At 41.6% G+C, this 24,858-nt stretch carries 23 protein-coding genes, 1 pseudogene and 1 other annotated feature; of the genes and pseudogenes, 6 read left to right on the plus strand and 18 right to left on the minus strand.

Annotated features, from left to right (window positions below; translation table 11 throughout):
* Positions 1 to 500: 500 nt before the first annotated feature.
* Complete coding sequence (locus OLD84_RS15345) at positions 501 to 1,322, minus strand: polysaccharide deacetylase family protein (RefSeq protein ID WP_209463909.1); 822 nt, start codon at positions 1,320 to 1,322, stop codon at positions 501 to 503.
* A gap of 456 nt (positions 1,323 to 1,778) precedes the next feature.
* On the opposite strand from OLD84_RS15345, the gene OLD84_RS15350 reads away from it, so the two are divergent.
* Positions 1,779 to 2,618, plus strand: a complete 840-nt coding sequence (locus OLD84_RS15350) for a malate synthase (protein ID WP_209463908.1) — start codon at positions 1,779 to 1,781, stop codon at positions 2,616 to 2,618.
* A 429-nt stretch (positions 2,619 to 3,047) separates the two neighbouring features.
* On the opposite strand, the gene OLD84_RS15355 is transcribed toward OLD84_RS15350, so the two are convergent.
* From OLD84_RS15355 to OLD84_RS15375, 5 genes are read right to left on the minus strand one after another with little or no spacing between them, the layout of a single operon-like run.
* Positions 3,048 to 4,280 (minus strand): NAD(P)/FAD-dependent oxidoreductase, encoded by a 1,233-nt coding sequence (locus tag OLD84_RS15355; protein ID WP_245301632.1) that lies wholly within the window; start codon positions 4,278 to 4,280, stop codon positions 3,048 to 3,050.
* Positions 4,267 to 4,617, minus strand: coding sequence for a Rieske (2Fe-2S) protein (locus OLD84_RS15360; RefSeq protein ID WP_209463907.1), 351 nt, complete (start codon positions 4,615 to 4,617; stop codon positions 4,267 to 4,269). The genes OLD84_RS15355 and OLD84_RS15360 overlap by 14 nt, the downstream gene beginning before the upstream one ends.
* A 60-nt stretch (positions 4,618 to 4,677) precedes the next feature.
* Entirely contained in the window at positions 4,678 to 6,141 is a 1,464-nt protein-coding gene (gene betB / locus OLD84_RS15365) for a betaine-aldehyde dehydrogenase (RefSeq protein WP_209463906.1), read from the minus strand.
* Between the two features lie 28 nt (positions 6,142 to 6,169).
* Entirely contained in the window at positions 6,170 to 6,526 is a 357-nt protein-coding gene (locus OLD84_RS15370; RefSeq protein ID WP_209463905.1) for a Rieske (2Fe-2S) protein, read from the minus strand.
* A complete protein-coding gene (locus OLD84_RS15375) occupies positions 6,526 to 7,608 on the minus strand; it encodes an amidohydrolase family protein (protein ID WP_209463904.1) in 1,083 nt (360 codons plus the stop codon). Before OLD84_RS15375 ends, OLD84_RS15370 begins: the two co-directional genes overlap by 1 nt.
* Positions 7,609 to 8,076: 468 nt before the next feature.
* Here OLD84_RS15375 and OLD84_RS15380 point away from each other — a divergent pair, with 468 nt between their 5' ends.
* Positions 8,077 to 8,973, plus strand: coding sequence for a glycine betaine ABC transporter substrate-binding protein (locus OLD84_RS15380; RefSeq protein WP_209463903.1), 897 nt, complete (start codon positions 8,077 to 8,079; stop codon positions 8,971 to 8,973).
* Positions 8,974 to 9,149: 176 nt separating this feature from the next.
* On the opposite strand, the gene OLD84_RS15385 is transcribed toward OLD84_RS15380, so the two are convergent.
* Complete coding sequence (locus tag OLD84_RS15385; RefSeq protein WP_209463902.1) at positions 9,150 to 9,992, minus strand: SAM hydrolase/SAM-dependent halogenase family protein; 843 nt, start codon at positions 9,990 to 9,992, stop codon at positions 9,150 to 9,152.
* Between the two features lie 186 nt (positions 9,993 to 10,178).
* Positions 10,179 to 10,448: a binding site (T-box leader), on the minus strand.
* A gap of 140 nt (positions 10,449 to 10,588) precedes the next feature.
* Positions 10,589 to 11,326, minus strand: a complete 738-nt coding sequence (locus tag OLD84_RS15390; protein WP_209463901.1) for a type II toxin-antitoxin system prevent-host-death family antitoxin — start codon at positions 11,324 to 11,326, stop codon at positions 10,589 to 10,591.
* An 816-nt stretch (positions 11,327 to 12,142) separates the two neighbouring features.
* Here OLD84_RS15390 and OLD84_RS15395 point away from each other — a divergent pair.
* Positions 12,143 to 12,379 (plus strand): hypothetical protein, encoded by a 237-nt coding sequence (locus OLD84_RS15395; RefSeq protein WP_209463900.1) that lies wholly within the window; start codon positions 12,143 to 12,145, stop codon positions 12,377 to 12,379.
* A gap of 394 nt (positions 12,380 to 12,773) precedes the next feature.
* On the plus strand, positions 12,774 to 13,064 hold the full coding sequence (locus tag OLD84_RS19490) for an Abi family protein (RefSeq protein WP_406724882.1): 291 nt from the start codon (positions 12,774 to 12,776) through the stop codon (positions 13,062 to 13,064).
* A 264-nt stretch (positions 13,065 to 13,328) separates the two neighbouring features.
* On the opposite strand, the gene OLD84_RS15400 is transcribed toward OLD84_RS19490, so the two are convergent.
* The 3 genes from OLD84_RS15400 to betB (OLD84_RS15410) all read right to left on the minus strand — a co-directional run bounded on the left by OLD84_RS15400 (position 13,329) and on the right by betB (OLD84_RS15410) (position 17,164).
* Positions 13,329 to 13,592: a carbon-nitrogen hydrolase family protein gene (locus OLD84_RS15400; RefSeq protein ID WP_209463898.1), complete on the minus strand. Its 264-nt coding sequence runs from the start codon at positions 13,590 to 13,592 to the stop codon at positions 13,329 to 13,331.
* A 345-nt stretch (positions 13,593 to 13,937) separates the two neighbouring features.
* Complete coding sequence (gene betA, locus OLD84_RS15405; protein ID WP_209463923.1) at positions 13,938 to 15,620, minus strand: choline dehydrogenase; 1,683 nt, start codon at positions 15,618 to 15,620, stop codon at positions 13,938 to 13,940.
* A gap of 86 nt (positions 15,621 to 15,706) precedes the next feature.
* Positions 15,707 to 17,164, minus strand: coding sequence for a betaine-aldehyde dehydrogenase (gene betB, locus OLD84_RS15410; RefSeq protein WP_209463922.1), 1,458 nt, complete (start codon positions 17,162 to 17,164; stop codon positions 15,707 to 15,709).
* Positions 17,165 to 17,378: 214 nt separating this feature from the next.
* Between betB (OLD84_RS15410) and cudC the strand changes: the two genes are divergently transcribed.
* Complete coding sequence (gene cudC, locus OLD84_RS15415; RefSeq protein ID WP_209463897.1) at positions 17,379 to 17,954, plus strand: choline uptake/conversion transcriptional regulator CudC; 576 nt, start codon at positions 17,379 to 17,381, stop codon at positions 17,952 to 17,954.
* Positions 17,955 to 18,442: 488 nt separating this feature from the next.
* The gene (locus OLD84_RS15420) at positions 18,443 to 19,348 is read left to right on the plus strand and encodes a glycine betaine ABC transporter substrate-binding protein (RefSeq protein WP_209463896.1); all 906 of its coding nucleotides are present in this window, start codon (positions 18,443 to 18,445) and stop codon (positions 19,346 to 19,348) included.
* 499 nt (positions 19,349 to 19,847) lie between these two features.
* On the opposite strand, the gene OLD84_RS15425 is transcribed toward OLD84_RS15420, so the two are convergent.
* The 7 genes and pseudogenes from OLD84_RS15425 to OLD84_RS19500 all read right to left on the minus strand — a co-directional run bounded on the left by OLD84_RS15425 (position 19,848) and on the right by OLD84_RS19500 (position 24,653).
* A complete protein-coding gene (locus tag OLD84_RS15425) occupies positions 19,848 to 20,168 on the minus strand; it encodes a type II toxin-antitoxin system RelE/ParE family toxin (protein ID WP_209463895.1) in 321 nt (106 codons plus the stop codon).
* Positions 20,155 to 20,421 (minus strand): type II toxin-antitoxin system Phd/YefM family antitoxin, encoded by a 267-nt coding sequence (locus OLD84_RS15430; protein WP_209463894.1) that lies wholly within the window; start codon positions 20,419 to 20,421, stop codon positions 20,155 to 20,157. The genes OLD84_RS15425 and OLD84_RS15430 overlap by 14 nt, the downstream gene beginning before the upstream one ends.
* A gap of 208 nt (positions 20,422 to 20,629) precedes the next feature.
* A complete protein-coding gene (locus OLD84_RS15435) occupies positions 20,630 to 20,794 on the minus strand; it encodes a sigma factor (RefSeq protein ID WP_209463921.1) in 165 nt (54 codons plus the stop codon).
* Positions 20,795 to 21,724: 930 nt separating this feature from the next.
* On the minus strand, positions 21,725 to 23,224 hold the full coding sequence (gene mqo / locus OLD84_RS15440) for a malate dehydrogenase (quinone) (protein ID WP_209463893.1): 1,500 nt from the start codon (positions 23,222 to 23,224) through the stop codon (positions 21,725 to 21,727).
* 21 nt (positions 23,225 to 23,245) lie between these two features.
* Entirely contained in the window at positions 23,246 to 23,971 is a 726-nt protein-coding gene (locus tag OLD84_RS15445; protein ID WP_209463892.1) for a FadR/GntR family transcriptional regulator, read from the minus strand.
* An 84-nt stretch (positions 23,972 to 24,055) separates the two neighbouring features.
* A pseudogene (locus tag OLD84_RS19495) lies at positions 24,056 to 24,376 on the minus strand (L-lactate permease); the annotation flags it as partial.
* Positions 24,345 to 24,653 carry an L-lactate permease gene (locus OLD84_RS19500; protein WP_406724087.1) on the minus strand — a complete coding sequence of 103 codons (309 nt, stop codon included), beginning with the start codon at positions 24,651 to 24,653 and terminating at the stop codon, positions 24,345 to 24,347. The pseudogene OLD84_RS19495 and the gene OLD84_RS19500, both read right to left, overlap by 32 nt.
* Between the last annotated feature and the right edge of the window lie 205 nt (positions 24,654 to 24,858).

The raw sequence follows: 24,858 nt of genomic DNA on the forward strand, positions 1-24,858 counted from the left end.
TGCTCGCTCCCTTAGGTTTTGCAACATACTCTCTCTATGTAAATATTAACCAACCTAATTTTTAACGTCCTTCATTATCCCCGAATAAATCATCCAAAAAACGAGGAATAACAGACATAAGCAGAAAAAAGAAGCAAAAATAGATTAGACTTTATGGAAATTTCATCGTGCACAGCTTGATGAATAGCTAAGTACGGGAAGGTCTTAAATAGAGGTTCCAGCCTAATTATTTTGTAGACAAAATCTAAAATTGCAGTGGAGTTGATTTTGGAGAGGTTCATTAGAATAGACACCGCTGGGACAAGGAACCTGTCCCTGCGTCCCTAGTTGCTATTACTCTAGCATTCTTCGACAAAAACCGGGAAGTGACAGGCACCCAGAACTTTAAAATTTTTTACGTTCCGGCTTACTACATATTAATTAGTCTGCCTAGCCGTAAAATGGACAGATCTTGCTCGATAAAATCAAACACGTATCCAAGAAGTGACAGGAAACAGAATTTACTCCAGGTCTTGGTCGGCTAACTGTACGAATTCAAATCCTGATGCTTTTAATTTTTCCACCGCAGCACGTACACCTTGAGCGGTACCACTACTGGGCTGGTTCATGTGCAATAGTGCAATGGATCCCGCCTCCGCATTGAGTAAAGCTTGTTCGACTTGTGTAGCAGAAAAGGTCGCTCCCGCATCTCCTAAAATATCAAAGTTGACAACTTCATATCCCAGCGCATTTGCAAGTTCCACAGCGACTTCATCGTAAAACGCCGTACCTGACCGAAAGAGCTTCATATCACGCCCCGTAATTTCCTTTACAGTTTCATGGTTATCCATAATCTCAGCAAACACTTCTTCAGCTGAAGCTGTACCCGGAATGTCCCAAGCTTCGCTGCCGTCAACAGAAAGCGGAGCGTGTGTTGTCCCGTGATTTTCGATTTGAAAAAGTGGATCGTCTACCAATTCCAAAAAAATCTCCTTATTTGCTGATATCCACCGTTGATTCACGAATAATGTTGCTGGAACTTCTGCTTCGCGTAAAAATTCAATCAACGCTTCATCATATCCATTTCCTAAATCGCCTCCACATGCGTCAAATGTCAAAGCGATCTCGTTCTCTTCCGTGATGAAGCGATTCTTTACTCCAGTAACATTCTCTCCCCACTCACTCGGCTCCCGATCAAACTTCGCTAAATCTAACTCCGGCTCAGAGACTTCTTTAAAATTCACATTCCTCACTTTTTCATTCATGTTATCCGGTTCCGAAATATTACCTTCACCACAAGCTGCAAGAAACAAAAAACTTATAAACACAAAAATATACTTCATTTGAATAACCCCATATCATTGCATTTGTTATAAAAAAATATTGTGGTTGCCGTCCTAATGATTGCTTTCATTGTTAAGAATAAAAATTACAACTACGGGAAGTATTTTGCAAGAAGCGCAACAACCAACCAACCTCACAATATTCCAGTTGCTATTTCATTTTATCATATGCTATTACTCTAGCATTCTTCGACAAAAACCGGGAAGTGACAGGCACCCAGAGTGATCACTTTTATATTAAAACAAATAATTATACGATAACAAAACCACCATTGTCAACCATAAAATTGCATTTTTTTAGATTATATGATATTCTTAAATTAGAATAGTTTTGAAACAGTTTTCGATAATCGTGCGCAACTTCTTCCAGACAGTTTGAGTGCGGTTTTTTAATTTGAAAACTATTTTTGTTGTCAAAGTCAACATCTAAATATTTTATCTAAGGAGCGTGGGTTAGTGAATTTAATTAATGAAGAAATAACTCATAAAGTCTTTGGTGAAGGAAATATCGTGGATCAGGATGCATCTTTCATTACTATTGAATTTAATAATGATACTAAAAAATTTGTTTACCCTAATGCTTTTGGGAAATTTATCACACTAAATGACCAGAACACTGCAAAATCTTTGAAGAAAATCCTTTCGAAAAGAGAAATAGAAGAAGAAGCCCTTGAAAGAAAACGTCAAGAAGAAAAAGAGCAGCAGGCGCTTGAACGTCGGCATAGGGAAAAACTGAAGAACAATAGAATTCATGAAAGCTCACAAATTGTTTTCTGGCTGGACGAAGAAGAGCAACAAAATGTATTTACCGACTGGCAAGTATTTACTGGCAAGGTCCAAAGCGGAAAAAGTAAAGGTCAGCCAAACAGAGCAACTCGGGTGAGTACGAACAGCGCAGGTCTTCTGACTGCAAGAGAGCCGGATCAAGCCGAAACAGAAAGACGGATTCTCGGCCTCTACATGGTAAATGAAACGTTTGCCGGCAATCTTAGCGATGATGGAATGATCCCATCCCATGCAGCGTTTAGAATCGAGCTCACGGATCAAGAAGCGGAGAAAATGCTCTTCTGGAATTATTATATCAATAAGAGCTACCCTAATCGAACGAAATGGAATTCTGGTAAATATCGTTATTTTGATAATGTTTGGACTGCTCAAATCTTAAAAGATATCATTGCATTAAAAACGGATGAAGCGCAAATCAAAGAATCTAAAAAGTTTCTGGAATACTTCTGTCAAATGAATGCCCTTGACATGAATAACATCCCAGAAGCGAACGGAGCTCTAAAACAATAAAAATGAGATGATATATTCAGGTGGTGACCCCCATGGGTGGGACGTAGGGACAGGTTCATTGTCCCATTACAGACTGCCATAAACTGGGTGGTCTTTTTTTCAGGACATGCAGCCGTTTGTTCCGCGCACAGGCATCCGCTTCCCGCGCTTGTAATGATGTGTTCCACTATCAGAGCATCTCATCCCGCGTTCGCTGGTGTTTGTTCCGCGCGCAGGCCGACTAGTCCAGCGTTCAGAACATTTCATTCAGCGGCTGCGTACCAAGCATACTCATTCGACAAAAACCGCCAAAATTCGGGTGGTGACAGGCACCAAATCAATGAGAAACGTAAGTGTCAAATAATCCCCACCTTTATATAGGCCGGGATTATATTCTGCACCTCGGTTCAACGGACGATCATACTGCCGCACCATTTATACCTGCAATCACTAAACTTTTTTCAAAGCTATACCCTCATCCGCCAAAGCCTCCACATCTATCACTCTTTGCCGCTGTACCATCCGTCTTACAGGCAAAGCATTTTTCGGTTGGTTGGAAAGGAACGCGGCCCTAACGATATTCTGATCATCCAGATAGAAAACCGTAAATGCATTCGATTCTATCGACCCTCGTAAAACAGTTTTGGCCCATCTTTTTGCATGCCCGAAATATTGGAACCGGGTACTGTATTGATCTGACCAAAAGTACGGGGTGTACGTATAAGGTGTGGATTGCGGATGTATTATGTTCCACGAGACTGTCTTGGCATGGTTTACGGCATGATCCCAATGTTCAATATGAATGGGCGCGCCCTGGTATGGCCATGACGTACAATCCCCTACCGCATAAATATCAGAGATCGATGTCTCGCCATATTCATTAACAGCATAACCCCCTTCTGCCTCTAATTGCGGATGGGCCACCCCCGTATTCGGTGTCACTCCCACACCTATCATGACAGCCTGGCACGGAATGCGCCTGCCTCCTGCTGTTACTACTTCTTCGACTTTCGCCTCCCCGTTAAACTGCGTGACAGCGTCCTCTGTAATCACTTCAACACCGTTACGTCGATGCAAATCCAGAAAAGACGCTGATACTTGCCTCCCAAAAATATTTTCCATCGGGGAAGCGGATCTTTCCACAATCGTAACGTCGATTCCCATCTCGCTCATAGAGGAGGCAAGTTCGGCTCCGATAAAACCAGCACCAATAATAACGGCCTGCTCCACATCTTGCATATAGTTTTTAATGGCTAGCGCATCATCCATCCTTCGTAAATAAAAAATACCTTCCAGATCATCTCCCGGTATGGACAATGTTCGTAAGCTTGATCCAGTCGCAAGTATCAGTTTATCCCATTCATAGGAAGGACCATTTTTCGTATCGAGGGTTTTACGGTCGGGATCGATTCCTGTCACCTCAACACCTAGATTCAAGTCAATATCTAATTTTTCATAAATGGCAGGTTCACGCAATAAAATACCTGCATCATCGGTCTCCCCCTTCATCCACTCCTTTGACAAAGGCGGACGGTCATAAGGCATCTGTCTGTCGCTGTCCATCAGCACAATCCGCCCTTGATAACCTTCTTTTCGCAAGCTTTCAGCGGCATTTACCCCTGCAATTCCAGCTCCGATAATTATCGTTATATCTCTATCAGACAAGCCATCAGCTCCCTTCATAGTTGACCCACACGGATCCGTCGTACTCGATAGCTTTATAGACACGGAGCGGTTTATCTGCCGGACCTTCCAGCACGGAACCGTCACGGATATCGAAACAGGCAAAGTGCAACGGACACGTTAGACAGTTTCCATCCAACTCACCGTCGACCAGCTCGGAATAGGCATGTGTACATATCCCCTCAACAGCATAAACCTTCCCTTCTCCCCGGCCGACCACGATCGTCTCTTCACCTGTTTTACATTCAATCAAATCATCTTCTTCAAGCTCTGAACTTGAGCACACATAAATATAAGCGTCGTCTAAAACGGGATTCTCCCCCTCTGAATGTTGCATTGTTATCACCCTCTGAGTTTCATTCTTTATTTCACTTGTTTGCCAAAAAATGTATTTACGTTAAAACCAGTTAACTGGCTCAGGCTTCAAATTTTGGAAAATATGCTTGGTTTCCTGATATTCCTCCAGCCCCGTTTTGCCAAGTTCACGGCCGATTCCGGACTGTTTATAGCCGCCCCATGGTGCTTGCGGGAAGTACAGGTTCACATCGTTAATCCAGACCGTGCCCATTCGCATTTTCCTTACGCAGCGCTCGGCTTTGGCAATGTCATTTGTGAAAACACCGCCGGATAGCCCATAAATAGAATCGTTAGCAAGACGGACGGCCTCTTCTTCGGTTGTAAATTTTTCCACCGTAATAACCGGACCGAAGCCTTCATCCTGCACAACACGCATCTCCGTCGTGCAATTGGTCAATACAGTCGGTAGGTAGAAAAATCCATTTTGCAGCTCCGGATCGTCAGGACGACCGCCGCCGACTGCGACCGTTGCACCTTCCTGCTTGCCGGTTTCAACATAATTACTCACTTTATTTAACTGTTCCTCTGAAATCAGCGGCCCCATTTGGGTTGATTTATCAAACCCGCTGCCAAGCTTGATTTTCTTCACACGATCGACAAGCGCATTGATAAAATCATCATGAATGCTTTCTTCCACAATCAGGCGGGTGCCAGCTGAACAGATTTGTCCAGCATGGAAAAATACTGCGTTCATCGCCTGATCAACAGCTGTATCAAATGCCGCATCGGCAAAGACAATATTCGGATTTTTCCCGCCAAGTTCCAGTGCCAGAATTTTCACATTGGAACTGGCTGCCTGCATAATCTTCTTGCCGGTTTCAATCCCGCCTGTAAATGAAATCAGATCGACATCGTCATTCGCTGATAGTTCCGCCCCAACTCTAGCGCCGGACCCGAGCACCAAGTTGACAACACCAGGTGGAACGCCAGCTTCTTCCATTAATTCGAAAATTTTCACCGACGTAAGTGGCGTAATTTCACTTGGCTTCATGACAAGTGTGTTACCCGCCGCCAGAGCTGGAGCCAATTTCCATGACGCCTGGAGCAATGGGTAGTTCCATGGTGTTATCTGGCCGCAGACGCCGACAGGTTCATGGACCACCCTGCTGGTTGAATTTGGAATAGGGGAATCGATCATCTCGCCGCCGTCCTTGTCGGCCATTTCAGCAAAGTAACGAAAAACACCTGCAATATCATCCATATCTCCGCGACTTTCCTCTACTGTTTTACCCGTGTCGAGTGATTCAAGCTCCGCCAACTCCGCGTGGTCACGCTCGATCAAATCGGCAATACCATGAACAATCTTACCACGCCTTATTGCGGGGATTGAAGGCCACTCCGCTTGGTCAAAAGCCTCCCGAGCAGCCGCAATCGCTAATTTCACGTCTACCTCATTGCCTTCCGTCGCCGTTGCAATGACTTCTTGATTGTAAGGATTTATAATATCCCTTGTTTCTTTGGAACTAGCTTCCATCCATTCGCCGTTAATAAACATCTTTTTCATACGTTCACCTCACGCATCCTTCAGCTACTTATTTATATACAACCACCTGATCGTCCTCAATCGCGACTTGGAAACTGCGTAATTTTTTGTCAGGTTCCGCCAGCATAACACCATCATTTTTAATGTCATATTCGAGCGCATGCCACGGGCAACGGAGGATTTCACCATCTTTAATATATTCATAGTTGCCATGAATATCTGTACGTTTTGTATCACCACATAAGATACCTTCTGAAAGCGGGGCGCCCTGGTGCAGACATCGATTGGCAAATGCGTAAAATTCACCGTCTTTCGTGCGACAAACAACGATCGGGATCTTCCCTAATGTAGCACTTCTCATCTTACCGGGATGAATATCTTCTTTTTCACACACAACTTCTCTCATTATTTCACACTCCCTGCTGGTTGCGGCAATTTAGGGTAGGCAGCTCGCGCATTTTCGGAATAAATTTTTTCCTCCAACGCCTCGTCTAATTTAGGAAGCGCCTCTAGTGGGGAATCATAATCCCAATGTGGATAATCTGTTGCAAAACAAATCATATCCTCCGACCCCATTTGATCCACAAATTGCATAAATTCTTTCTGGCTTAATTCTTCAACGGGTTGGGTTGTAAAACGGACATGTTCCTGAATGATGCGACTGGGCATCCGTTTCACCCAAGGAATTTCGTGGCGAAGTTCCTTATACTGTTGATCCATCTTTTTCATTAGATGCGGGACATGCGTGAATCCACCCTCAATCATAATTAGGTGCAAGCCAGGGAATTTATCAAATACACCGTTAAACACCATGTTGGAGACTTGAATCATATGCGCCGTTGGCAACATCGTATGCCACTCGATAAAATAACGCGGCCAGCCCCCGAAATGAGTAGGTGGCTCATTATGGTGCATACCAATTGATAAATTGTGGCGCTCCGCTGCTTCGTAAATTGGATGATAGTACGGATCCCCCCACGAGCGGGTGTCAATTGGCAGCAATATTTGCACCATTTTAGGATGGGACCCGACCCGTTCTATCTCACGAACCGCTTGTTGTGGCTCCTGTGCCGCAATATGAACGGAACCATATAAACGGCTATCCTTTTCCAGCCAGTTTTCAATTTGCCAATCGTTATAGGCGCTCGCTAAAGCAGTCGCCATTTCATACCAGCCGTGCATGGACGACGGAGATGGGTCTAAGGCGCCGCTTAAAATGCCGTATTCATGCCCTTCCGCATCAAGTAGTTGTTTTTGCATAAAGCCGAGATCCGTTCCTGCCGCTCCCCCGTCCGGTGTTACAGCATCTGCGCGGTCTACACCAGCCACCGTTGGCTGCGTATACGGCATATGTTTTTCCTGCACCCAGTGGTTATCTTCTATATATCGTCTCCATGGATTATCCAAGTAAGGAAGAAGATCCGAATAAGTTACCCGTTCATGGATATCTGTGTCGATGATACGACGTTGTTTCCGCCTCTTCGGCATAAAATCACTCCTATATTTATTCAGTAAAAAATCAATAAATTGAATTGGTATATCCATGCGCATGGATTAATTACAGTCTACAAAAGCCGCTGATGACTGACAAACCCGATTTCATCAACTGAGTGACTTCAGTGAAGCTCAGTGCGCTTCAGTGCACTTCAGTGAACAAATTACTCCAAAATTGCACATGAAAATAATTCCCCAAATCGATATGATAGGTTTACAGCGAAAAATATAATGAAAAATCTAAAAACAAACACAATACATAATAAATCAGATCGGTTCGCATTTCTTTCACTGAACCTCACTGAGCTTCACTGAGCAAGCACGATGCACGAGATCGACCGAGAATGCCGGTAATCGACTTTGCATTTTCCTTTTTTCTGATTTATCCTACTTGTTGTTCAACAAATTGTGGTACCACATGTAATCAGAGAAAACCATTTACAGAAAGGATGATATAACACCATGATTTCATTATCAAAAAAATGGGGTATCCTCGTAAGTATTAGTATTGTATTACTATTGGTGGGATGCCAAGAAGAAACCAGTGGTAACGCTGCAGAAGAAACGAATGATGCAGCTGAAATTGAGGAAATTGTCGGAATTGAGCCAGGATCAGGGACGATGAATATCGCCGAAGAGACAATGGAAGAATACGACTTAAGTGTTGAACTGACCCCAAGTTCGGAAGCAGCCATGCTATCGGAATTGGAACGTGCGATAGAAAGCCAAGAACCGATTGTTGTCACGCTTTGGCAACCACACTGGTCGTTTAGAGAACATGACTTGAAATTTTTAGAGGATCCAAAAGAAACACTTGGTGCATCCGAAAATATACATACGATGGTCAGAGAAGGCCTTGAGGATGAACAGATTTCAGCTTACCAATTATTGGACAACTTTTACTGGGAAATAGAAGACATGAATAAGGTTATGTCAAACTTTAGAGACGATGATGTTGAACCGCGTGAAGCAGCCGCGGAATGGATCGAAAACAATCGGGATGAAGTTGACGCTTGGATTGAAGATATCGAAGCCGTTGAAGATGAGACAATCGAGCTGGCCTACGTTAATTGGGATACAGAAACCGCATCAACGAATGTCGTTGCGCTTGTTCTTGAAGAATTGGGCTACGATGTCGAGTTGACGATGGTTGATATGGGTGTCGCATTTCAAGCCCTCTCCAGTGGCGATGTTGATGGTATGTTAATTGCCTGGCTCCCTGTGGGCGCAGCTTCCTATTATGAAGAGTATCAAGACGAAATCGTCGACTTGGGCCCGAATTTGGAGGGCGCACAACAAGGCTTTGTTGTACCAGAATATATGGATATTGACAGTATTGAAGATTTACCGACTAATTAAGGTGTTATAAAAGACTACCCATTTAAGATGGGTAGTCTTTATTTTAGGACATGCAGCCATTTGTTCCGCGCGCAGGCCGACTAGTCCAGCGTTCAGAACATTTCATTCAGCGGCTGCGTACCAAGCATACTCATTCGACAAAAACCGCCAAAACTCGGGTGGTGACAGGCACCCAATCACCCCGCCTTCCGAATAATAATCCGCCAATTAGCTCCAGTTTCGATATGATATGCTTTTGCAAAGGAACCTTGGTTAATGGCTACACCCAAATTATCTAATGAATTAACATATAATAACGGTTCACCAAGGTGGCTATCAGCAAAGGAACGTCCATATGTCATACTATTTTTGTATACTTGCCTTCGATTATTTGCAATGGTAACTTCAAACGAATCACCATATTCTATAATAGCTTCATTAAATAATTCTCTGCTTATATTTGTCCATAAATTACCAAATTGAACATCCAATATATCGATATTGCCATAGATAACGCCACCTTCCATAAAAGCCTCGGGTTTGGTTAATGCAATAATATCACCCGCATCGATGGAAGGCCCCACTTTTTCAAAGGTAATGACACCTGAAGCCAATCGTGCTCCTGTATATGCATAAACATCACGGCCATGAAATGTATATGATTCGCCTGATCTCGGCAACCGGTTCATTTTCTCATCAATTACCCTTGCTTCCTTAATGCCGATCGATTCTTTAATATGGGTAAGTGTCCCGTTATCGGGTGTTACAATATATTGATTATCAACGGTCCTCGCGACAACGCTTCGTCTTGAACTTCCAACCCCTGGATCGACCACGGAAATAAATACAGTTTCTTCTGGCCAATAGGCTATTGTCTGATAAAGCCGGTAAGATGCCTCCCAGATATTATATTGCGGGATGTCATGTGTAAGATCGAATATTCGAAGCGATGATTCCACAGAAATAGCCACCCCATACATTGCACTAACCGCACCGTCACTAGTCCCAAAATCTGTTTGAATTACTAAATTCCTACTCATGTAAACCCTCCTAATTTTTGTGTAGCTTATCATTCGTTGATGAGGCTGGTTTTATGAATCATTAGAAAACTTGGTGTCACCAAGCCTTTAGGTGACAACCTTAGTTGCACTTATGCAGTAAGAAAGTAGTTATACTTTCTTAACTGCCTAAAAAACAAAAAAACCACGCCATATCGAAATAATATCGATAAGGACGTGGTTGGATTAACGTGGTACCACCTTATTTCACCATATACTCACATATATGGTCTCATCAAGTACGAAAGCATTAAACTTTTATACTTTGGTATTGATAACGAGTACCAAATCTCGTCGGAACCTACTAATATCGATCGATACTTTCAGCACGAAGCTCAGAGGCCATTGTTCAGATTCATACCTTCGCTTCTTTTCAGCTACCGAAGCTCTCTGTGGAAAAAATATGTGAATCTTACTTTTCCTCGTCAACGCTTGTAATAAATGACGTTCAAATGAATGTATTTGTGAATTGATGTTATTATACGTAATAGGAGCATAAAAAGCAAATGGTATAAAGTGCCCGCATCCAAATCAGTTGTAACAACTGTAACTCCTTATTTTACTAATAAAAGCCCGCACTACTTAAATATCCGCCCAAGCTCCACAGAAAGTCCTTCGAAAAGAAATGATTTTGCAGTCTCGGGTGGTTTGCACATGACAGTTTGTTTGATTTCGCGGTCCCGAAACTGATAAATGATTACTTTCTTTTCAGATGGATCTACAATCCAATACTCGCCGACGCCACATTCCATATAAAGGTCCAGCTTCTTGACCAGATCCTTGCCTTGTGTACATTCTGATAAGATTTCAACCACAAGAGATGGAACCCCCGTATAATAGTCCTGGTCGTTCAGATGATCATCCAAATCGCAAATGATCATTAAATCGGGTTGCACAACATTGGTATTATCTTGGTTTGGCCGCTTGAGATGAATATCATAGGGTGCTGTAAACGGCGTGCATGAACTGCCTTGAAAATGATTAAAGAAGTTACCAAACAACATGCCAGCAGCGTATTGATGTCCTGTCCTGGGCGAGGCAAGTAAATAAATCTTTCCGTCAATATATTCATACCGGTTCTCTTCATTGCGCGTTAATTCCTGAAATTCCTCATACGTCGCCTTTTTTGGTTTCGTATGATAAGGCATAGGCATTTCCTTCACGATACTTTCCTGCAATGTTGCCTCAGTGTTTCCCTTTATCTGTTGCAATTTCGCAATCTCGATACCGTTTTTGGTGACGATGACTTCCTCTTTTGCCGCAAACAGCAAATATTTTCCAAAGTTATTCTGCAATTCGGTTGAACTGACGATCATATTTCTGCACCTGCCATCAGAGATATTAGCTAAATTAGCTAAGATAATTATAGCTGAATGACACGGTTTAGGCAACGTTTTCATTTCCCGTCTCAGCAAAATATTTAAACCAGCTTCGGGCTATATCATATATCGATAGTTAGTTTAGTTATTTTGTAACTAGATTCAGAACAAAAGCGCAAGCGCCCGTTTAGCAACGTACAAACTGCGCCCGCGCATCGCGGGTGGTTCAACGTTGCCACGTAAAGTGGCGGTTTTAGTTGAACTTCCACTGCCGCAATGAGATAAAGGAAACACGACGAACGAAGGGAGTCGATGTTGACTTTCACCACAAGGGTATAAGTGCGACTAAGCCTCTGGCAGAGCCAATCGGCAAGTCTTCTTTATCGTAGTGGAGGAGTGTGAAGTTTGATAGTTGCTGGGCGCTGGAGCTGGACGTGGATATTTCGGCAAATAAGTTATCCACAGCTTCTAAAATCTATAGTTTCCTGTGCAACAAGAAAAATAGCTGCGGTCGGTCAGTAGTTGTAGCCGCAGCAACTATTACAAAAGAGATCCAATGTGATGACTCCCTCTAGAGTGTTCATTTTTTTATTTAGCAGAAACTGTCCATTTTAGTTTAGCAACTATACATAGAAACAGGAGAGGATTACGACCTGTCTGACCCAATACCGCATGTTTTCATGCCATAAATTGGGTAATCCATACGTTTAACCTACACAAATAAAAATGATAAAATTACATCCATGAAGAAGCTTCGGTCGAATTTATGGTTATACTGGTAAGAAAAGCTATGGAAAAAGGAGCAAATGATTAATGGAAAAGAACAGATTAAAAGCGCAAATGATCGAAACGGTGGAGAACCAAATTGAGATAAATGATCCTAAGTCTACAAATGACACATTCAACAGGTTAAAGAAAGCAGGTTATGCAGAAGTCAAAGCCAAAGAAATGATTGCGTCAGTGTTGTTTGAAGAGATGGCTTACATTTTGAAAAATAAGGTTCCCTTTGATGAAAAAAGGTATACGGAGAAGTTGAATGATTTGAATTAGTAAACGAAACAGTCTAAAGTATGCAAGTTATTATCAGCTGTGAGGAGTGATTATCTTTTCGGTATGTAGCCAGAAGAAACCGTACCATTTCAAATGAGTTTTAGGAAGCATAGGGACGGTTATTTTCACATGCTGAATATATATTCACACAACTTATTTTATCATACATTTTTATTTTGGAACGCAACAATTTTCTCTGATTTCAATCGCGCATTCAAGGAATCAAATGCTGTTACCACAATATAATTAAACATCATACAACTACAATACTCCATAAATTGCTCCACTATCATTTGCTCGAGTTCTTCACACTGATATTCTTCCTTTATAACAATACTGTTATAAAGATTTATTTCTAATGAAGAATCAAAGTAGACTTGCTATATCGCCTGAAATGTACATACAAAATACTACAATTGAGGAAATATATAGCCTGTTTACATTTGACCGAGAACTAAGAAACTTATTTTTAAAGTATCTACTAATCTTCGAAAACAGTATGAAGTCTAAAGTTTCTTATCGATTTAGCGAAAAATTTAAAGAGCCTCATGCTTATCTTCTCTGGAACAGTTACTCCAGTTCAAACTTAAACCAGGTACTAAATCTTATTGCTATAATATCAAATAAAATCAAACATAAGTCTTCCGATAAAAATAACAATTCTATTAAACATTATGGGATTTGATGTAAATTGGAATACTTATTTTTAAACAAAAAACATCTGCCCTCATTGCCTAGCAATATAGTGCGTTTCTTAAATGTGGCTATATTTATCTGTAGTTAACTGAGCGGGTGACCAACTCCATAGATGTTGAAAAGGAGAGGCTTTGCGCGAGTTGATCACCTCCAAAGCTCTTCCAATAAAAATCGACATTATCACTCCCGTTAAATATACATGAAAAGATACCCCTTACCTAACGTCTGAAACCATCAACCTAAACACCCCTACTCATCCCTTTCTCATTCTTCTGCTTTTTTCATTAACCTTCAATTGAAAAACATCTGGTCTTGAATAATGTCCCACTACATAAAAATCAAAGTTTCTTTCGGCAATCTTATCAAGGTCCAAATCAGCATAAATGATTTTTTCCTTTCCAAATACGGGCTCTGCCAGATAATCGCCAAGCGAATCAACAATGCAGCTACCACCCCTGGTTAACTCATCTGGTAAAATAGCAAATTTATCACTTTCAGTTATTTCATCTGGGTACATATTTTACGTCGAATATTCATTACATGAAAGAACAAAACCTGACCCTAAAATTCCAGAAAGAAATCTAGATACAAAATAGGCTATCTCGCCTATACTACGTTCTTCTTTCGCTAGAAGCGAGGCACGATCAATCGTATTAAGTAATTCTTTTGTTTTTACATGAAATGCTGTTTTACTTTGCTCTGTATTTACAAAAAAGTCCCTTGAGTGCCTAAACACTCAAGGGGCTTTTGATCCTTTTATGAAAAAATAAGGGCTTCAACATTTAAACACAAACCTGCTAAAAAAGCTCCCGTATCACATCGTTTCAACGTCTATTTCTACGCTGCTGTGGTGTGAATTTTTTCAAGCATGTACGGCTTCTTCCTTAGACTTATCTTTTTCATGACGGTAGAAGTCCACTTTTTCAGGTGCAAGGGCTTCACGTCCAATTATTAAATCGGCGGCTTTTTCCGCTAACATCAGCACCGGTGCGTGGATATTGCCGTTCGTAATGTAAGGCATCGCAGACGCATCGACTACGCGTAGATTAGCAACGCCGTGAACCTTCATGGTGTCTGGATCAACGACGGCCATGGGATCCGAATCCGGCCCCATTTTTGCTGTACAGCATGGATGAAGCGCTGTTTCCGCATCGCGCTTTACCCAATCCAGTATCTCTTCATCCGTTTCCACAGAAGGACCTGGAGAGATTTCTCCGGCGTTATAAGCGGACAGAGATGGTTTCGAAATGATCTCTCTTGTTCGACGTACAGCCTCTACCCATTCCCGGCGATCCTGCTCGGTCGATAGATAGTTATATACCATGCTTGGATGTTCCGCTGGATTTTTAGAGCGTATTTTAAGCGATCCGCGAGAGTCGGAATACATAGGACCCACATGCACTTGGAATCCGTGCGCTGTTTTGGCCTTTTTCCCATCATACCGTACGGCTAGCGGCAGGAAATGATACATTATGTTCGGGTAATCCACATCATCATTCGACCGAATAAATCCGCCACCTTCGAAATGACTGCTGGCAGCGGGGCCTTTCCGTCCAAGTATCCACTGTAAGCCAATCCAAGGCATTTTTAACTTGTTTAAGCTAGGCTGCTCGGAAACAGGTAGTGGACAGGCATGTTGAATATAAGCCTCAAGATGGTCTTGCAGATTTTCTCCGACTCCCGGAAGATCCATTACGGGGTCTATGCCTAGTGAACGGAGGTGTTCTGCGTCGCCGATACCGGAAAGCTGAAGCAATTGTGGGGTATTAATCGCCCCTCCCGCAAGAATGACTTCCCCTGCAGCTACAACATGTTCTTTCTTATGCCGCGTGAAGGTGACACCAGTCGCTTTTTTGCCAGACATGTTCACACCGGTGACAAATGCCTGCGTCAAAACAGTCAGATTTTCCCGCTTCATGGCCGGGCGCAAATAGGCACGGGAAGCGGATACGCGTCTTCCATTATAGATATGCCTGTCGAATGGCCCGAACCCTTCTTGCTGATAACTGTTCACATCCGATGTTCGTGGATAACCCGCTTGTTCCGCCGCTTCAAAAAAAGCGCCGAATAACGGATTCACAGCTGGTCCACGGGTTAATGTAATCGGTCCGTCATGACCACGAAGATCATCATTTGGGGAGTCCACCGCATTTTCCAGGCGCTTGAAGTACGGCAGACAATGCGCAAAGTCCCATTTTTCCATCCCTGGGTCCGCCCCCCAGCGTTCATAATCCATTGGGTTGCCACGTTGATAAATCATGCCATTAATCGAGCTCGAACCACCCAGCACCTTCCCTCTAGCGTGACCGACACGGCGCCCATCCATATACGGTTCAGGGTCCGTTTTATAAATCCAGTCATACAAGGGGTTCCCTGCTGGAAACATCAATGCGGCTGGCATCTGGATAAACAGATCCCATGGATAATCACTTCGTCCGGCTTCTAAAACCAAAACACTTTTTGAACCATCCGCACTCAATCGGTTTCCCAGAATGGATCCCGCACTGCCACTTCCCACAATGATATAATCATAAGATTGATTCATTTCTAATTCCTCCTTCAAACACTTCTTATCAGCATTACGTGTAAAATACTGCTGAATAATCATCCGTTGTACGTTCTATACCTTATTTAGCCAAACCAATTCACTGGTCCCGGCTTGAGATTTTGATAAATATGTTTCGTTTCGGTGTATTCCTCCAGGCCGACTTTACCGAGCTCACGGCCGATACCAGACTGTTTATAACCGCCCCACGGTGCCTGAGGGAAATAAAAATTAACCTCGTTAATCCAAACCGTACCCATTCGCATTTTTTTCACGCAGCGTTCAGCTTTGCCAATGTCATTGGTAAAAACACCGCCAGAGAGACCATAAATAGAGTCATTCGCCAGTTTTACCGCTTCATCTTCACTGGAAAATGTTTCCACGGTGATGACCGGGCCGAACCCTTCTTCTTGCACCACATCCATATCGGTCGTGCAGTCGGTCAAAACAGTCGGCAGGTAGAAAAATCCGTCATTCAATTCTGGATCGTCCGGACGCTCGCCTCCTACCGCGACGGTTGCCCCTTCTTTTCGTCCTGTTTCCACGTAACGCCTCACTTTGTTTAAATGTTCCGCTGAAATTAAAGGTCCCATTTGGGTTGTTTCATCAAATCCGTCTCCAAGCTTAATTTTGCGGACGCGCTCCACCAGTTCTTTGACTAACGCATCATGAATACTTTCTTCCACGATCAGCCGCGTACCTGCTGAACAGACTTGGCCGGCATGAAAGAAAACGGCATTCATCGCCTGATCGACAGCGGTCTCGAAATCGGCATCCGCGAATACGATATTGGGATTTTTGCCACCGAGTTCAAGGGCGATGTTTTTCATATTGGAACTGGCTGCCTGCATAATACGTTTGCCAGTTTCAATGCCGCCTGTAAACGATATCAGATCCACATCCTGATGAGCAGAAAGTTCGGCACCTACCGTATTTCCCGAACCGAGCACTAAGTTAACAACACCCCGTGGAACACCTGCCTCTTCCATTAATTCGAATACCTTAACCGATGAAAGCGGCGTGATTTCACTCGGTTTCATAATGAGCGTATTCCCGGCAACAAGCGCTGGCGCTAATTTCCATGATGCCTGCAGGAGCGGATAGTTCCATGGTGTAATCTGACCGCATACCCCAACAGGTTCACGAACAACCCTGCTTGTGGCATTGGCAATCGGCGGATCCAGTGTTTCAGCCCCATCTTTATCCGCTAATTCCGCGTAATAACGGAAAACAGCTGTAATATCATCCATATCGCCACGGCTTTCTTCCAGTGTTTTCCCCGTATCAAGCGATTCAAGCTCTGCTAATTCCGCTTTGTCCCGCTGGATAAAATCAGCTATTGTTTGAACAATTTTGCCTCGATCGGTTGCAGGCGTCTGCGGCCACGGTCCATGGTCAAATGCATGACGTGCTGCAGCTATAGCTTCTTGCATATCTGCTACCTGTCCTTCAGTTGCTTTGGCAATGACCGCTTGATTATAGGGATTGATAATGTCTCGGGTCTGTCCACTCCGGGCCTCGACCCATTCTCCATTGATAAACATTTTGCTTCTATACAATAGTAATTTCTCCCTTATGTTAATTATATTAAATACGTTTTAAATAAACTTAACAAACTTAATTTAGCATGCTTTTTTAAATTTGTAAACCCATTGACATTATCACCTTGTAAGTTATAGTAAAACTATATATTAAAGTTATCTGAAACGTATTTAATTCTTAAAATAAAATAATTATTAAAGAAAGTAGGTTATCCATATGGAACACAACCCTAAAATCTTGAATCAGGCGTCTGCCGCGGAAAAAATCAACCAAGCCGAAAACAATATGATCAATACCATTGCCGAAACGATGGACCTTTATGGGGTGACATCCTCAGTCGGGCGTTTATATGCTACATTATATTTTCAGCACGAACCGATGACCCTGGATGGAATGAAAGATAAACTCGGGATGAGCAAACCAAGCATGAGTACCTCCGTACGAAAACTCCAAGACATCGACATTGTCCAGAAAGTATGGCAAAAAGGCACAAGAAAGGATTATTTTGTTGCCGAGAAGGATTATTTTCAATACTTTAAGAAATTTTTCTGCAAAAAATGGGAACGTGAAACCAACATGTTTCTTGGCAGCATTGATTACGCACAAAAACAGTTGGCTGAAGTATTGGACCAATCCGATATTGAGGAGCACTTGCAACAAAAAGCCCAATTAGATTACGATCAATTGGAAGAAGCCAGAAAATATTACCATTGGTTGCAGCGACTGATCCGATCCATTGAGTCAAATGAAATCTATGACTACCTTCCGAAAGAAATGCCAGACGACGTATAAAGTGAAACTCACGTTCAGTGGAGTTTTCAACGCAAAGGACGTGCTAATGCAGGCGTTATCCCAGGACGAGACGGTTTTAAGCCTGCCTTCCCCCCACTGCATGCTAGTTGAACAGAATCAGAAATTTACGGGCTGTTTATGCCCCCACCACCTGAGTTTTTAGTTTTCTCGGGCTTAAAGGTGGGGGTATTACAGCCCGTTCATACGTTATAAAAACCTCATCCTACTTTTTTTATATGATTATCACGGTCATGCCTCGGCGACAGATCATGTTCGGACGCATTTTTTCCATAAAATGATTGCAGGGCTTGACATATAATTAGCTTTTGTTACGATACAACTATGTTAATTTTATTAAATATATTCTAAACAAAGTTAACGATGAGGAGTGAGATTTATGACGTACGGATGACGCAAACAGGGTTAAGGCAGCACGATAGTTACTCAGATGGTTAATCCTATTACATGTAGAAAGGTGGATACATACGATGAATTTTAATAAAAAAGGTACTTTTATTATTCTATTACTAAGTTTGATCATGTTACTGGCAGCATGCAGTAACCCCGGTGAATCAAGCGATGCAACTACAGACGAAAATAATGCAGGTACGGACAATGACGATCCCATCACCATTGGACAGATTAATTGGCCGGAAAATATTGCAGTGACAAATATGTGGAAAGTTATCCTGGAAGATGAGGGTTATAACGTAGACTTAACCCTTGCTGATATGGGAGTGCAGATGGCTTCTGTTGCTGATGGCAGCCTGGATGTTTCGCCAGAAGTTTGGTTACCCGTACAAGACAAATCGTATTATGAAGAATATAAAGACCAAGCTGAATTTGCAGAAGACCCTTGGTACGATAACGGTATTGTTGGATTAGCGGTTCCGGAGTATATGGATGACATCAATAGCATTGAAGATTTGAATGACAACAAAGATAAATTTAATGGCGAGATTATAGGATTTGAACCCGGAGCAGGAACAATGGAAGTCACACATGATGTGATCAATGACTATGATCTTGATCTTGAACTAGTCGAGAGTAGTGAAGCCGCCATGATTCAAACCATTCGCGCAGCGGTGGATAACGAAGAACCGATTGTGGCCCCACTATGGCAACCGCATTATATATTTTCCGAAGTCGATATGAAGTTTTTGGACGATCCACAAAACACATATGGAGAAACGGAAGAAATATTTATGGCCACCCGTGATGGATTTGAGTCGGACTATGAAGATGTCTATAAATGGATGACTAACTGGGAATTAAATGATGATGAACTAGGAAGCTTAATGCTTGACGTACAGGAAGAAGAAGAAAACCCCATAGAAGGTGCAAAAAAATGGGTGGAAGAGAATCAAGATGTCATTGACGAGTGGAAGGAATAACGAGCAACGGACAGAAGACAGTGATCGTCTGCCTTTTCTCCTCTCTCTCTATCTATCATGATGAAGCAGACAGCTAACCTTTTTGGTAATCTGTTTGCTAAATAATTGCAGCAAAATGGGAAAAATATTAGCCCCTCTATTCACGATAGAGGGGCTTTTACATGCATACACGAGGTCAGGGGTAAGCACTTTGAGGAAAGGAAATTTCTGAAAGATGAAAAGCCTATAAAATGGAATCACCCGCTCCGCAAATCAATAATCACACCTAATTAATTACAGATACCCTATAATATGTAGCCACATAACCACTAGTATAATAATTTAGCAGCTACATTATTTCAGGAAGGATAGGGATGGAGTGGCACTGGATTAATTTGATAATTTGAAACATTCAGCAGCGTCTGTAGGTATATGAATCAGAAAAAAAGATAAGTCCAAAGATGCTTTATAAAATTCATTGACTTCGTACAAAAAGTGACTCGCCTAAACAGAGAACAACTTAAATAAGGTCTTGATATTTTCTTCTTCTGTACAAAACGCGCATAACGACAATATGTTTTGCGTCTTCATTGATCAAATGAAAAACAGTGTAGTTCTCAACGACGAGCTTACGGTAACCTTTATTTTTTAAAATTTCATCCCTTACGAAGCTACAGGAAAACGGGAAATTATTTAGTCTCATAACATTCGATTCTATTTTTTCCATAAGGTTATCAGCTGCCTCTTCATTATAAAGGTCATTAGCAATATAACCATAAATTTCATCTAAATCTTCATATGCCTTTGGGGTGATTTTAATTTTATAGCTATTTTCTTCCATGTTTCTTCTTTAGATTCTTAAAGACTTCTTCTCCCTCTAAAAGTTCTTCTCCATTTTTAATTTGTGCTTCTGCCTCGGCTAGTTTTTGGTATAATTCCAGTTCCCCTAAAGAACTTTCGTAAGTTTCCATACTCATAACAACCAAATCTCCATAACCATCCTTCGTGATAAAAACTGGTTCCTTGGTTTGGTGACACAGCTCAGAAATATCCGTTGTATTTCTCAAATCCTTTATCGGACGAATTTCAGGCAAACATACCATCTCCCTCTTCCGTTATTATGACTTATTTATAGCATTATTATGTTAAAATAACAATCACAGTAATCACCCTTATATCAATCTGACTACCCCCATCCCCAAGCTCTACACATCCTCCTGCCACTCACTATATGTCATCTATCACAAAATTTTCTTTTTCTATTGATAAAACTTCACTTTCATCGAAAATAAATATTCACTTTTAATTTCTTTCTACCATGCTAGCTAAAGGACCTTTATCCGGCTGGTATTTCTCATAGGCATTCCACATTGCAACTAGACCTTCTGTGTAAAAATCCTGATGTGGATCTCTGATATTTAATCGATGAATATAATAATGAATCCTGCGCTCATTCTGCTTGAAAATTTCTTCGAATGTTACGTTGTCTTTACCCTTTTATAAAATCCCCCTCGTCTAAAAAGCACTGCTGCTTCATAGAATATCTCTTTTTAATTACTATCGTATCGGAGGTTATTTGATGGCATGAACCTGATAATTTCTCATGCGACCTTCTGGGAGTTCTTACAATAGTAATATATTTATGTTATAGAGCAATTGTTTGTAAAAGTAAATAATTATACGCTATCAACCTACTAGGTATGCATAAAATACAGTGTCTGACCCCAGAATCCTCTCTATTGAAATAAAAATGTACTATCTACTATTACCTTTGTCCACTCTCTTTTTTCTTAATTGCGTATGCTGAATATGAAAGGAGAGGTAAGCTATGTGCTATCACAACCAATGTAAAAAGAGACACGAAGAACATTGTAAATGTTGCTGTCACATGAAGAAAGCGCATCATCATGATTGGTGTAAAGAAAGTAATAACCGATATCATGACAAATGCCAGGAAAATCGTTACGATAGTCAATGCAGAAAATCTAAACACTCTAAGAAGCAATTCTGTCATTGTTGTAACAGATATTACTAAAAATAAGCCCTCACATTAAAGTGGGGGCTTATGATTTGTATTCTTCCACGGCTTTTCCTCAAAATTTATATCCACAGCATTCTCACCATACATATAGCTTTCTATAAACGTACAATAGCAGCTTGACCCTCGCCTATTAGTGTCTACTTGACAGAGGTATGCTTACTTACCCCAATAGCACGCTTTGTCTGATTGGTATTTCTCATAAGCACTCCACATCGCGACCAGACCTTATGTGTAAAATTCTTGATGTGGATCTCTCGTGTCATAGTATTTTCGATCTGGTCGTATCATAGTGTGTTATAAAACATGTCGGTTAAAAAAATTTGAATGAAACAATGATGTACGCTTAATTTGATAAATCAAGATTTAACATTGTTATGTTCCAGAGCAAGGTAATGGGAACTAGATTTCTGTACCTTTTCCAGAAGCTGGATGTTTTCTGCCAAGGACTCCTCAAAAGAAGGTATCATTTCTTTTATTTTGGGCTTCCATGTTTCTATATGTTCTGGGAAATTCTCGCGTAAGACGTCTAACATAATAGCCACAGAAGTAGAGGCACCCGGAGATTCGCCTAATAATGCCACGATAGAATGATCCTCGGATTGAACAATTTCCGTGCCGAATTGGATATATCCTCGGCCTGAATGATTCGTATCTTTAATGATCTGTACACGCTTTCCAGCAACTACAAGATCCCAATCTTCGTCCTTTGCATCAGGTACATATTTTCGTAACGCTTGCATCCGGTCCTCTTTTTTCATTAGCATCTGTTGAATGGAATATTTAACCAAAGGGATATTTTTTATACCAGCAGCCAACATCGTTAACACGTTATTTGGCTTAATAGAATTTAAAAGATCTAAATTAGAACCATTCTTCAGAAACTTAGGTCCTATAGCAGCAAACGGTCCAAATAATAGGCTGTCCTTATCACCATGATATCGTCTATCAAGGTGTGGTACAGTCATGGGAGGCGTACCAGGAGGCTCTTTTCCATAAACCTTAGCTTCATGTTGTTCAACTATTTCTGGATTGCTACAAACCAAAAATGCACCACTGATTGGAAAGCCACCAATCTGTTTGCTTTCCGGAATCTTTGTTTTTTGTAATAGAGGAATTGCGTTTCCACCAGCTCCAAGAAAGACAAAATCTGCTATATGAGACTCAAGCGTATTGTTTTTAAAATTACGAACTATTACTTCCCATTTACCGTCATTTTGACGATGAAATTTAGTAACAGTTGAATTGTAATGAATTTCTATATTATCTTCTTTCTCTAAATTATTCGCTAGTTTTCGAGTAAGCTCACCAAAATTGACATCGGTTCCCGAATCTACTTTTGTTCCTGCAATAGGCGTTTCTGACGTGCGCCCCGCCGTCACTAGAGGAACCCACTTTTCTAATTCCCCGGGGGACTCGGTAAATTCCATTTCTTTAAACATTGGAAGGTATGATAATGCTTCAAATCGCCTACGTAAAAAATCTACGTTGTCTTCCCCCTGCACAAAACTTATATGAGGTAATGCACGGATAAATGCTTGAGGGTTTTGAATTTTCTTCTCTTTTACTAAATAAGACCAAAATTGCTTGGAAATTTCAAATTTTTCATTTATCTCTACTGCTTTACTAGAATCGATAGAGCCGTCTTCTTTTTCAACTGTATAATTTAACTCACATAATGCTGCATGTCCAGTTCCAGCATTATTCCATTCGTTTGTACTTTCCTTACCAGCACCATCCAGCTTTTCAAACAGTTTAATATTCCAATTTGGCTCTAATTTTTGTAAAAATGTTCCTAAGGTAGTACTCATCACACCAGCGCCTATTAGAATAACATCCTTTTTTTTCTGCTCGTTCATTGTCTAACTCCTTTCTATCCCTTAATCCTCTTGTTCTTCGATCTGTTTAAACAGCAACTCTTCCACGTTTGCTAAATGATCATACATATACTTATCCGCATTATCCGACTGCCTTGATTTGATTGCTTCATAGATTAATTGGTGCTCCGTAAAGAGCTTATCCGCCCCTCCCTCGGAATACAATAATAACCGACGTGTTTCTCTGATTGTCTCCGTCATGATTTCCGACACACTTCCCATCAGGTAAATTAGCATCTGATTATGGGTGGCCTTGGCAATCGCCAGGTGGAAGCCGAGATCAGCCTTTTCCGCCAACTCTTCATTTCCTTTGGTATCTTTCATCTCTTCCAGCGACTTTTCAATCTCTAGTAGATCTTCCTCCTGGTGATTCGCAGCAGCAAGACTAGCTGTTCCCACTTCGAGTATTTTACGAACCTGGTAAAGTTCCTTCACGTCTTCCAGCTTCATTAAAAAGGCAGAAGTTACGGGAAGTGTGAATTTAGAGGCATCAAATTCCTTCACATATGTTCCTTCGCCCTGCCGCATTTCCACAAGTCCCATAGTCCGAAGTCCACTGAGCGCTTCCCTGATCGCCGAGCGGCCGACATCGAAGTTCTTTGCTAGCTGTTCCACTGACTCTAGTTTATCCCCTGGGCTCAATTGACCGCTCTTGATCATGTCTATCAGGTTATCTGCAACCTCTTCATAAATTTTTTTCGTTCGAATAGGTTTATATTTATAGTCCATGCTTTTCATCTCCTCGTCATCAGAAACCATTTTACTGGAAATAACTAGGGTTGAAAAGATAACCCACCAAGCATTGGATCATTCTTAAAGAAGATTCATCAGAATGAAGCCACCAATCCCGGCAAGTACTCCATAAAGCAAAGCAGGCCCCAATGTTTTCCGGATCACATTTCCTTCTTCTCCCTCTATCCCGACAACTGCACTTGCTGCCACGACATTATGGACACAAATCATGTTTCCTGCACCAGCCCTGACAAGTTGGGAAGCCAGAACAATGTTCACATTCATCCCAGTCGCCTCCGCGATATTATACTGTACGGGAGAAAAGGTGAGCGTAGATACCGTTGCACTGCCGGTGATAAACGATCCCAGCTCACCGAGGAACGGTGCCACGAAAATCCACACTTTGAAATCCTTCGTTAATACGATCCACTGCCCCTGTGTTTCTGAGTGTATTCAGTAAAATTAGTGCTCCAAACAAGATTAATAGAATCGTTAGTGTCTTATGTACGCCTTGGAAAATCGAGGATACTACAACCTGACCTTCCATCCCCCAAACAGTAATCGCTAACAAAATAACGATAACAGAACTTATGGACATCCCTTTAATCGCCGGCATTCGTAATAATACCAGTAGGATAAAGGGAGCAATAACGGCACTAAGTGCCACTAGCATCAACATCTAATCTCCCCTTTTGTCTTTTTCGATCATTCCCTTCAAACAGTTCAAATCACTTCTATGTAATAAGGTCATCAGATGACCTTATTACATATATTAGACACTTCCATTGTCAATTGCAAGCCCTTTCTTATATCTCATTAAAGATATTAGGTTATAGAGTGTCTTCTGTACCTGCTTAAACGCGTGATGAAAACTGTTTATCACA

This window comes from Virgibacillus natechei (genome assembly GCF_026013645.1).
GTDB classification, from domain to species: domain Bacteria; phylum Bacillota; class Bacilli; order Bacillales; family Amphibacillaceae; genus Virgibacillus_L; species Virgibacillus_L natechei.

Bases quoted from the DNA above. Each gene is read 5' to 3' on its own strand.
- OLD84_RS15370 (WP_209463905.1), bottom strand. From the start codon at position 6,526: ATGAGAGAAGTTGTGTGTGAAAAAGAAGATATTCATCCCGGTAAGATG.
- mqo (WP_209463893.1), bottom strand. From the start codon at position 23,224: ATGAACGAGCAGAAAAAAAAGGATGTTATTCTAATAGGCGCTGGTGTG.
- OLD84_RS15345 (WP_209463909.1), bottom strand. From the start codon at position 1,322: ATGAAGTATATTTTTGTGTTTATAAGTTTTTTGTTTCTTGCAGCTTGT.
- betA (WP_209463923.1), bottom strand. From the start codon at position 15,620: ATGAATCAATCTTATGATTATATCATTGTGGGAAGTGGCAGTGCGGGA.
- OLD84_RS15420 (WP_209463896.1), top strand. From the start codon at position 18,443: ATGAATTTTAATAAAAAAGGTACTTTTATTATTCTATTACTAAGTTTG.
- betB (WP_209463922.1), bottom strand. From the start codon at position 17,164: ATGTTTATCAATGGAGAATGGGTCGAGGCCCGGAGTGGACAGACCCGA.
- OLD84_RS15390 (WP_209463901.1), bottom strand. From the start codon at position 11,326: ATGATCGTCAGTTCAACCGAATTGCAGAATAACTTTGGAAAATATTTG.
- OLD84_RS15385 (WP_209463902.1), bottom strand. From the start codon at position 9,992: ATGAGTAGGAATTTAGTAATTCAAACAGATTTTGGGACTAGTGACGGT.
- OLD84_RS19500 (WP_406724087.1), bottom strand. From the start codon at position 24,653: ATGTTGATGCTAGTGGCACTTAGTGCCGTTATTGCTCCCTTTATCCTA.
- OLD84_RS15355 (WP_245301632.1), bottom strand. From the start codon at position 4,280: ATGAAGGGAGCTGATGGCTTGTCTGATAGAGATATAACGATAATTATC.
- OLD84_RS15375 (WP_209463904.1), bottom strand. From the start codon at position 7,608: ATGCCGAAGAGGCGGAAACAACGTCGTATCATCGACACAGATATCCAT.
- OLD84_RS15425 (WP_209463895.1), bottom strand. From the start codon at position 20,168: ATGGAAGAAAATAGCTATAAAATTAAAATCACCCCAAAGGCATATGAA.
- OLD84_RS19490 (WP_406724882.1), top strand. From the start codon at position 12,774: ATGTACATACAAAATACTACAATTGAGGAAATATATAGCCTGTTTACA.
- betB (WP_209463906.1), bottom strand. From the start codon at position 6,141: ATGAAAAAGATGTTTATTAACGGCGAATGGATGGAAGCTAGTTCCAAA.
- OLD84_RS15395 (WP_209463900.1), top strand. From the start codon at position 12,143: ATGGAAAAGAACAGATTAAAAGCGCAAATGATCGAAACGGTGGAGAAC.
- cudC (WP_209463897.1), top strand. From the start codon at position 17,379: ATGGAACACAACCCTAAAATCTTGAATCAGGCGTCTGCCGCGGAAAAA.
- OLD84_RS15380 (WP_209463903.1), top strand. From the start codon at position 8,077: ATGATTTCATTATCAAAAAAATGGGGTATCCTCGTAAGTATTAGTATT.
- OLD84_RS15445 (WP_209463892.1), bottom strand. From the start codon at position 23,971: ATGGACTATAAATATAAACCTATTCGAACGAAAAAAATTTATGAAGAG.
- OLD84_RS15360 (WP_209463907.1), bottom strand. From the start codon at position 4,617: ATGCAACATTCAGAGGGGGAGAATCCCGTTTTAGACGACGCTTATATT.
- OLD84_RS15400 (WP_209463898.1), bottom strand. From the start codon at position 13,592: ATGTACCCAGATGAAATAACTGAAAGTGATAAATTTGCTATTTTACCA.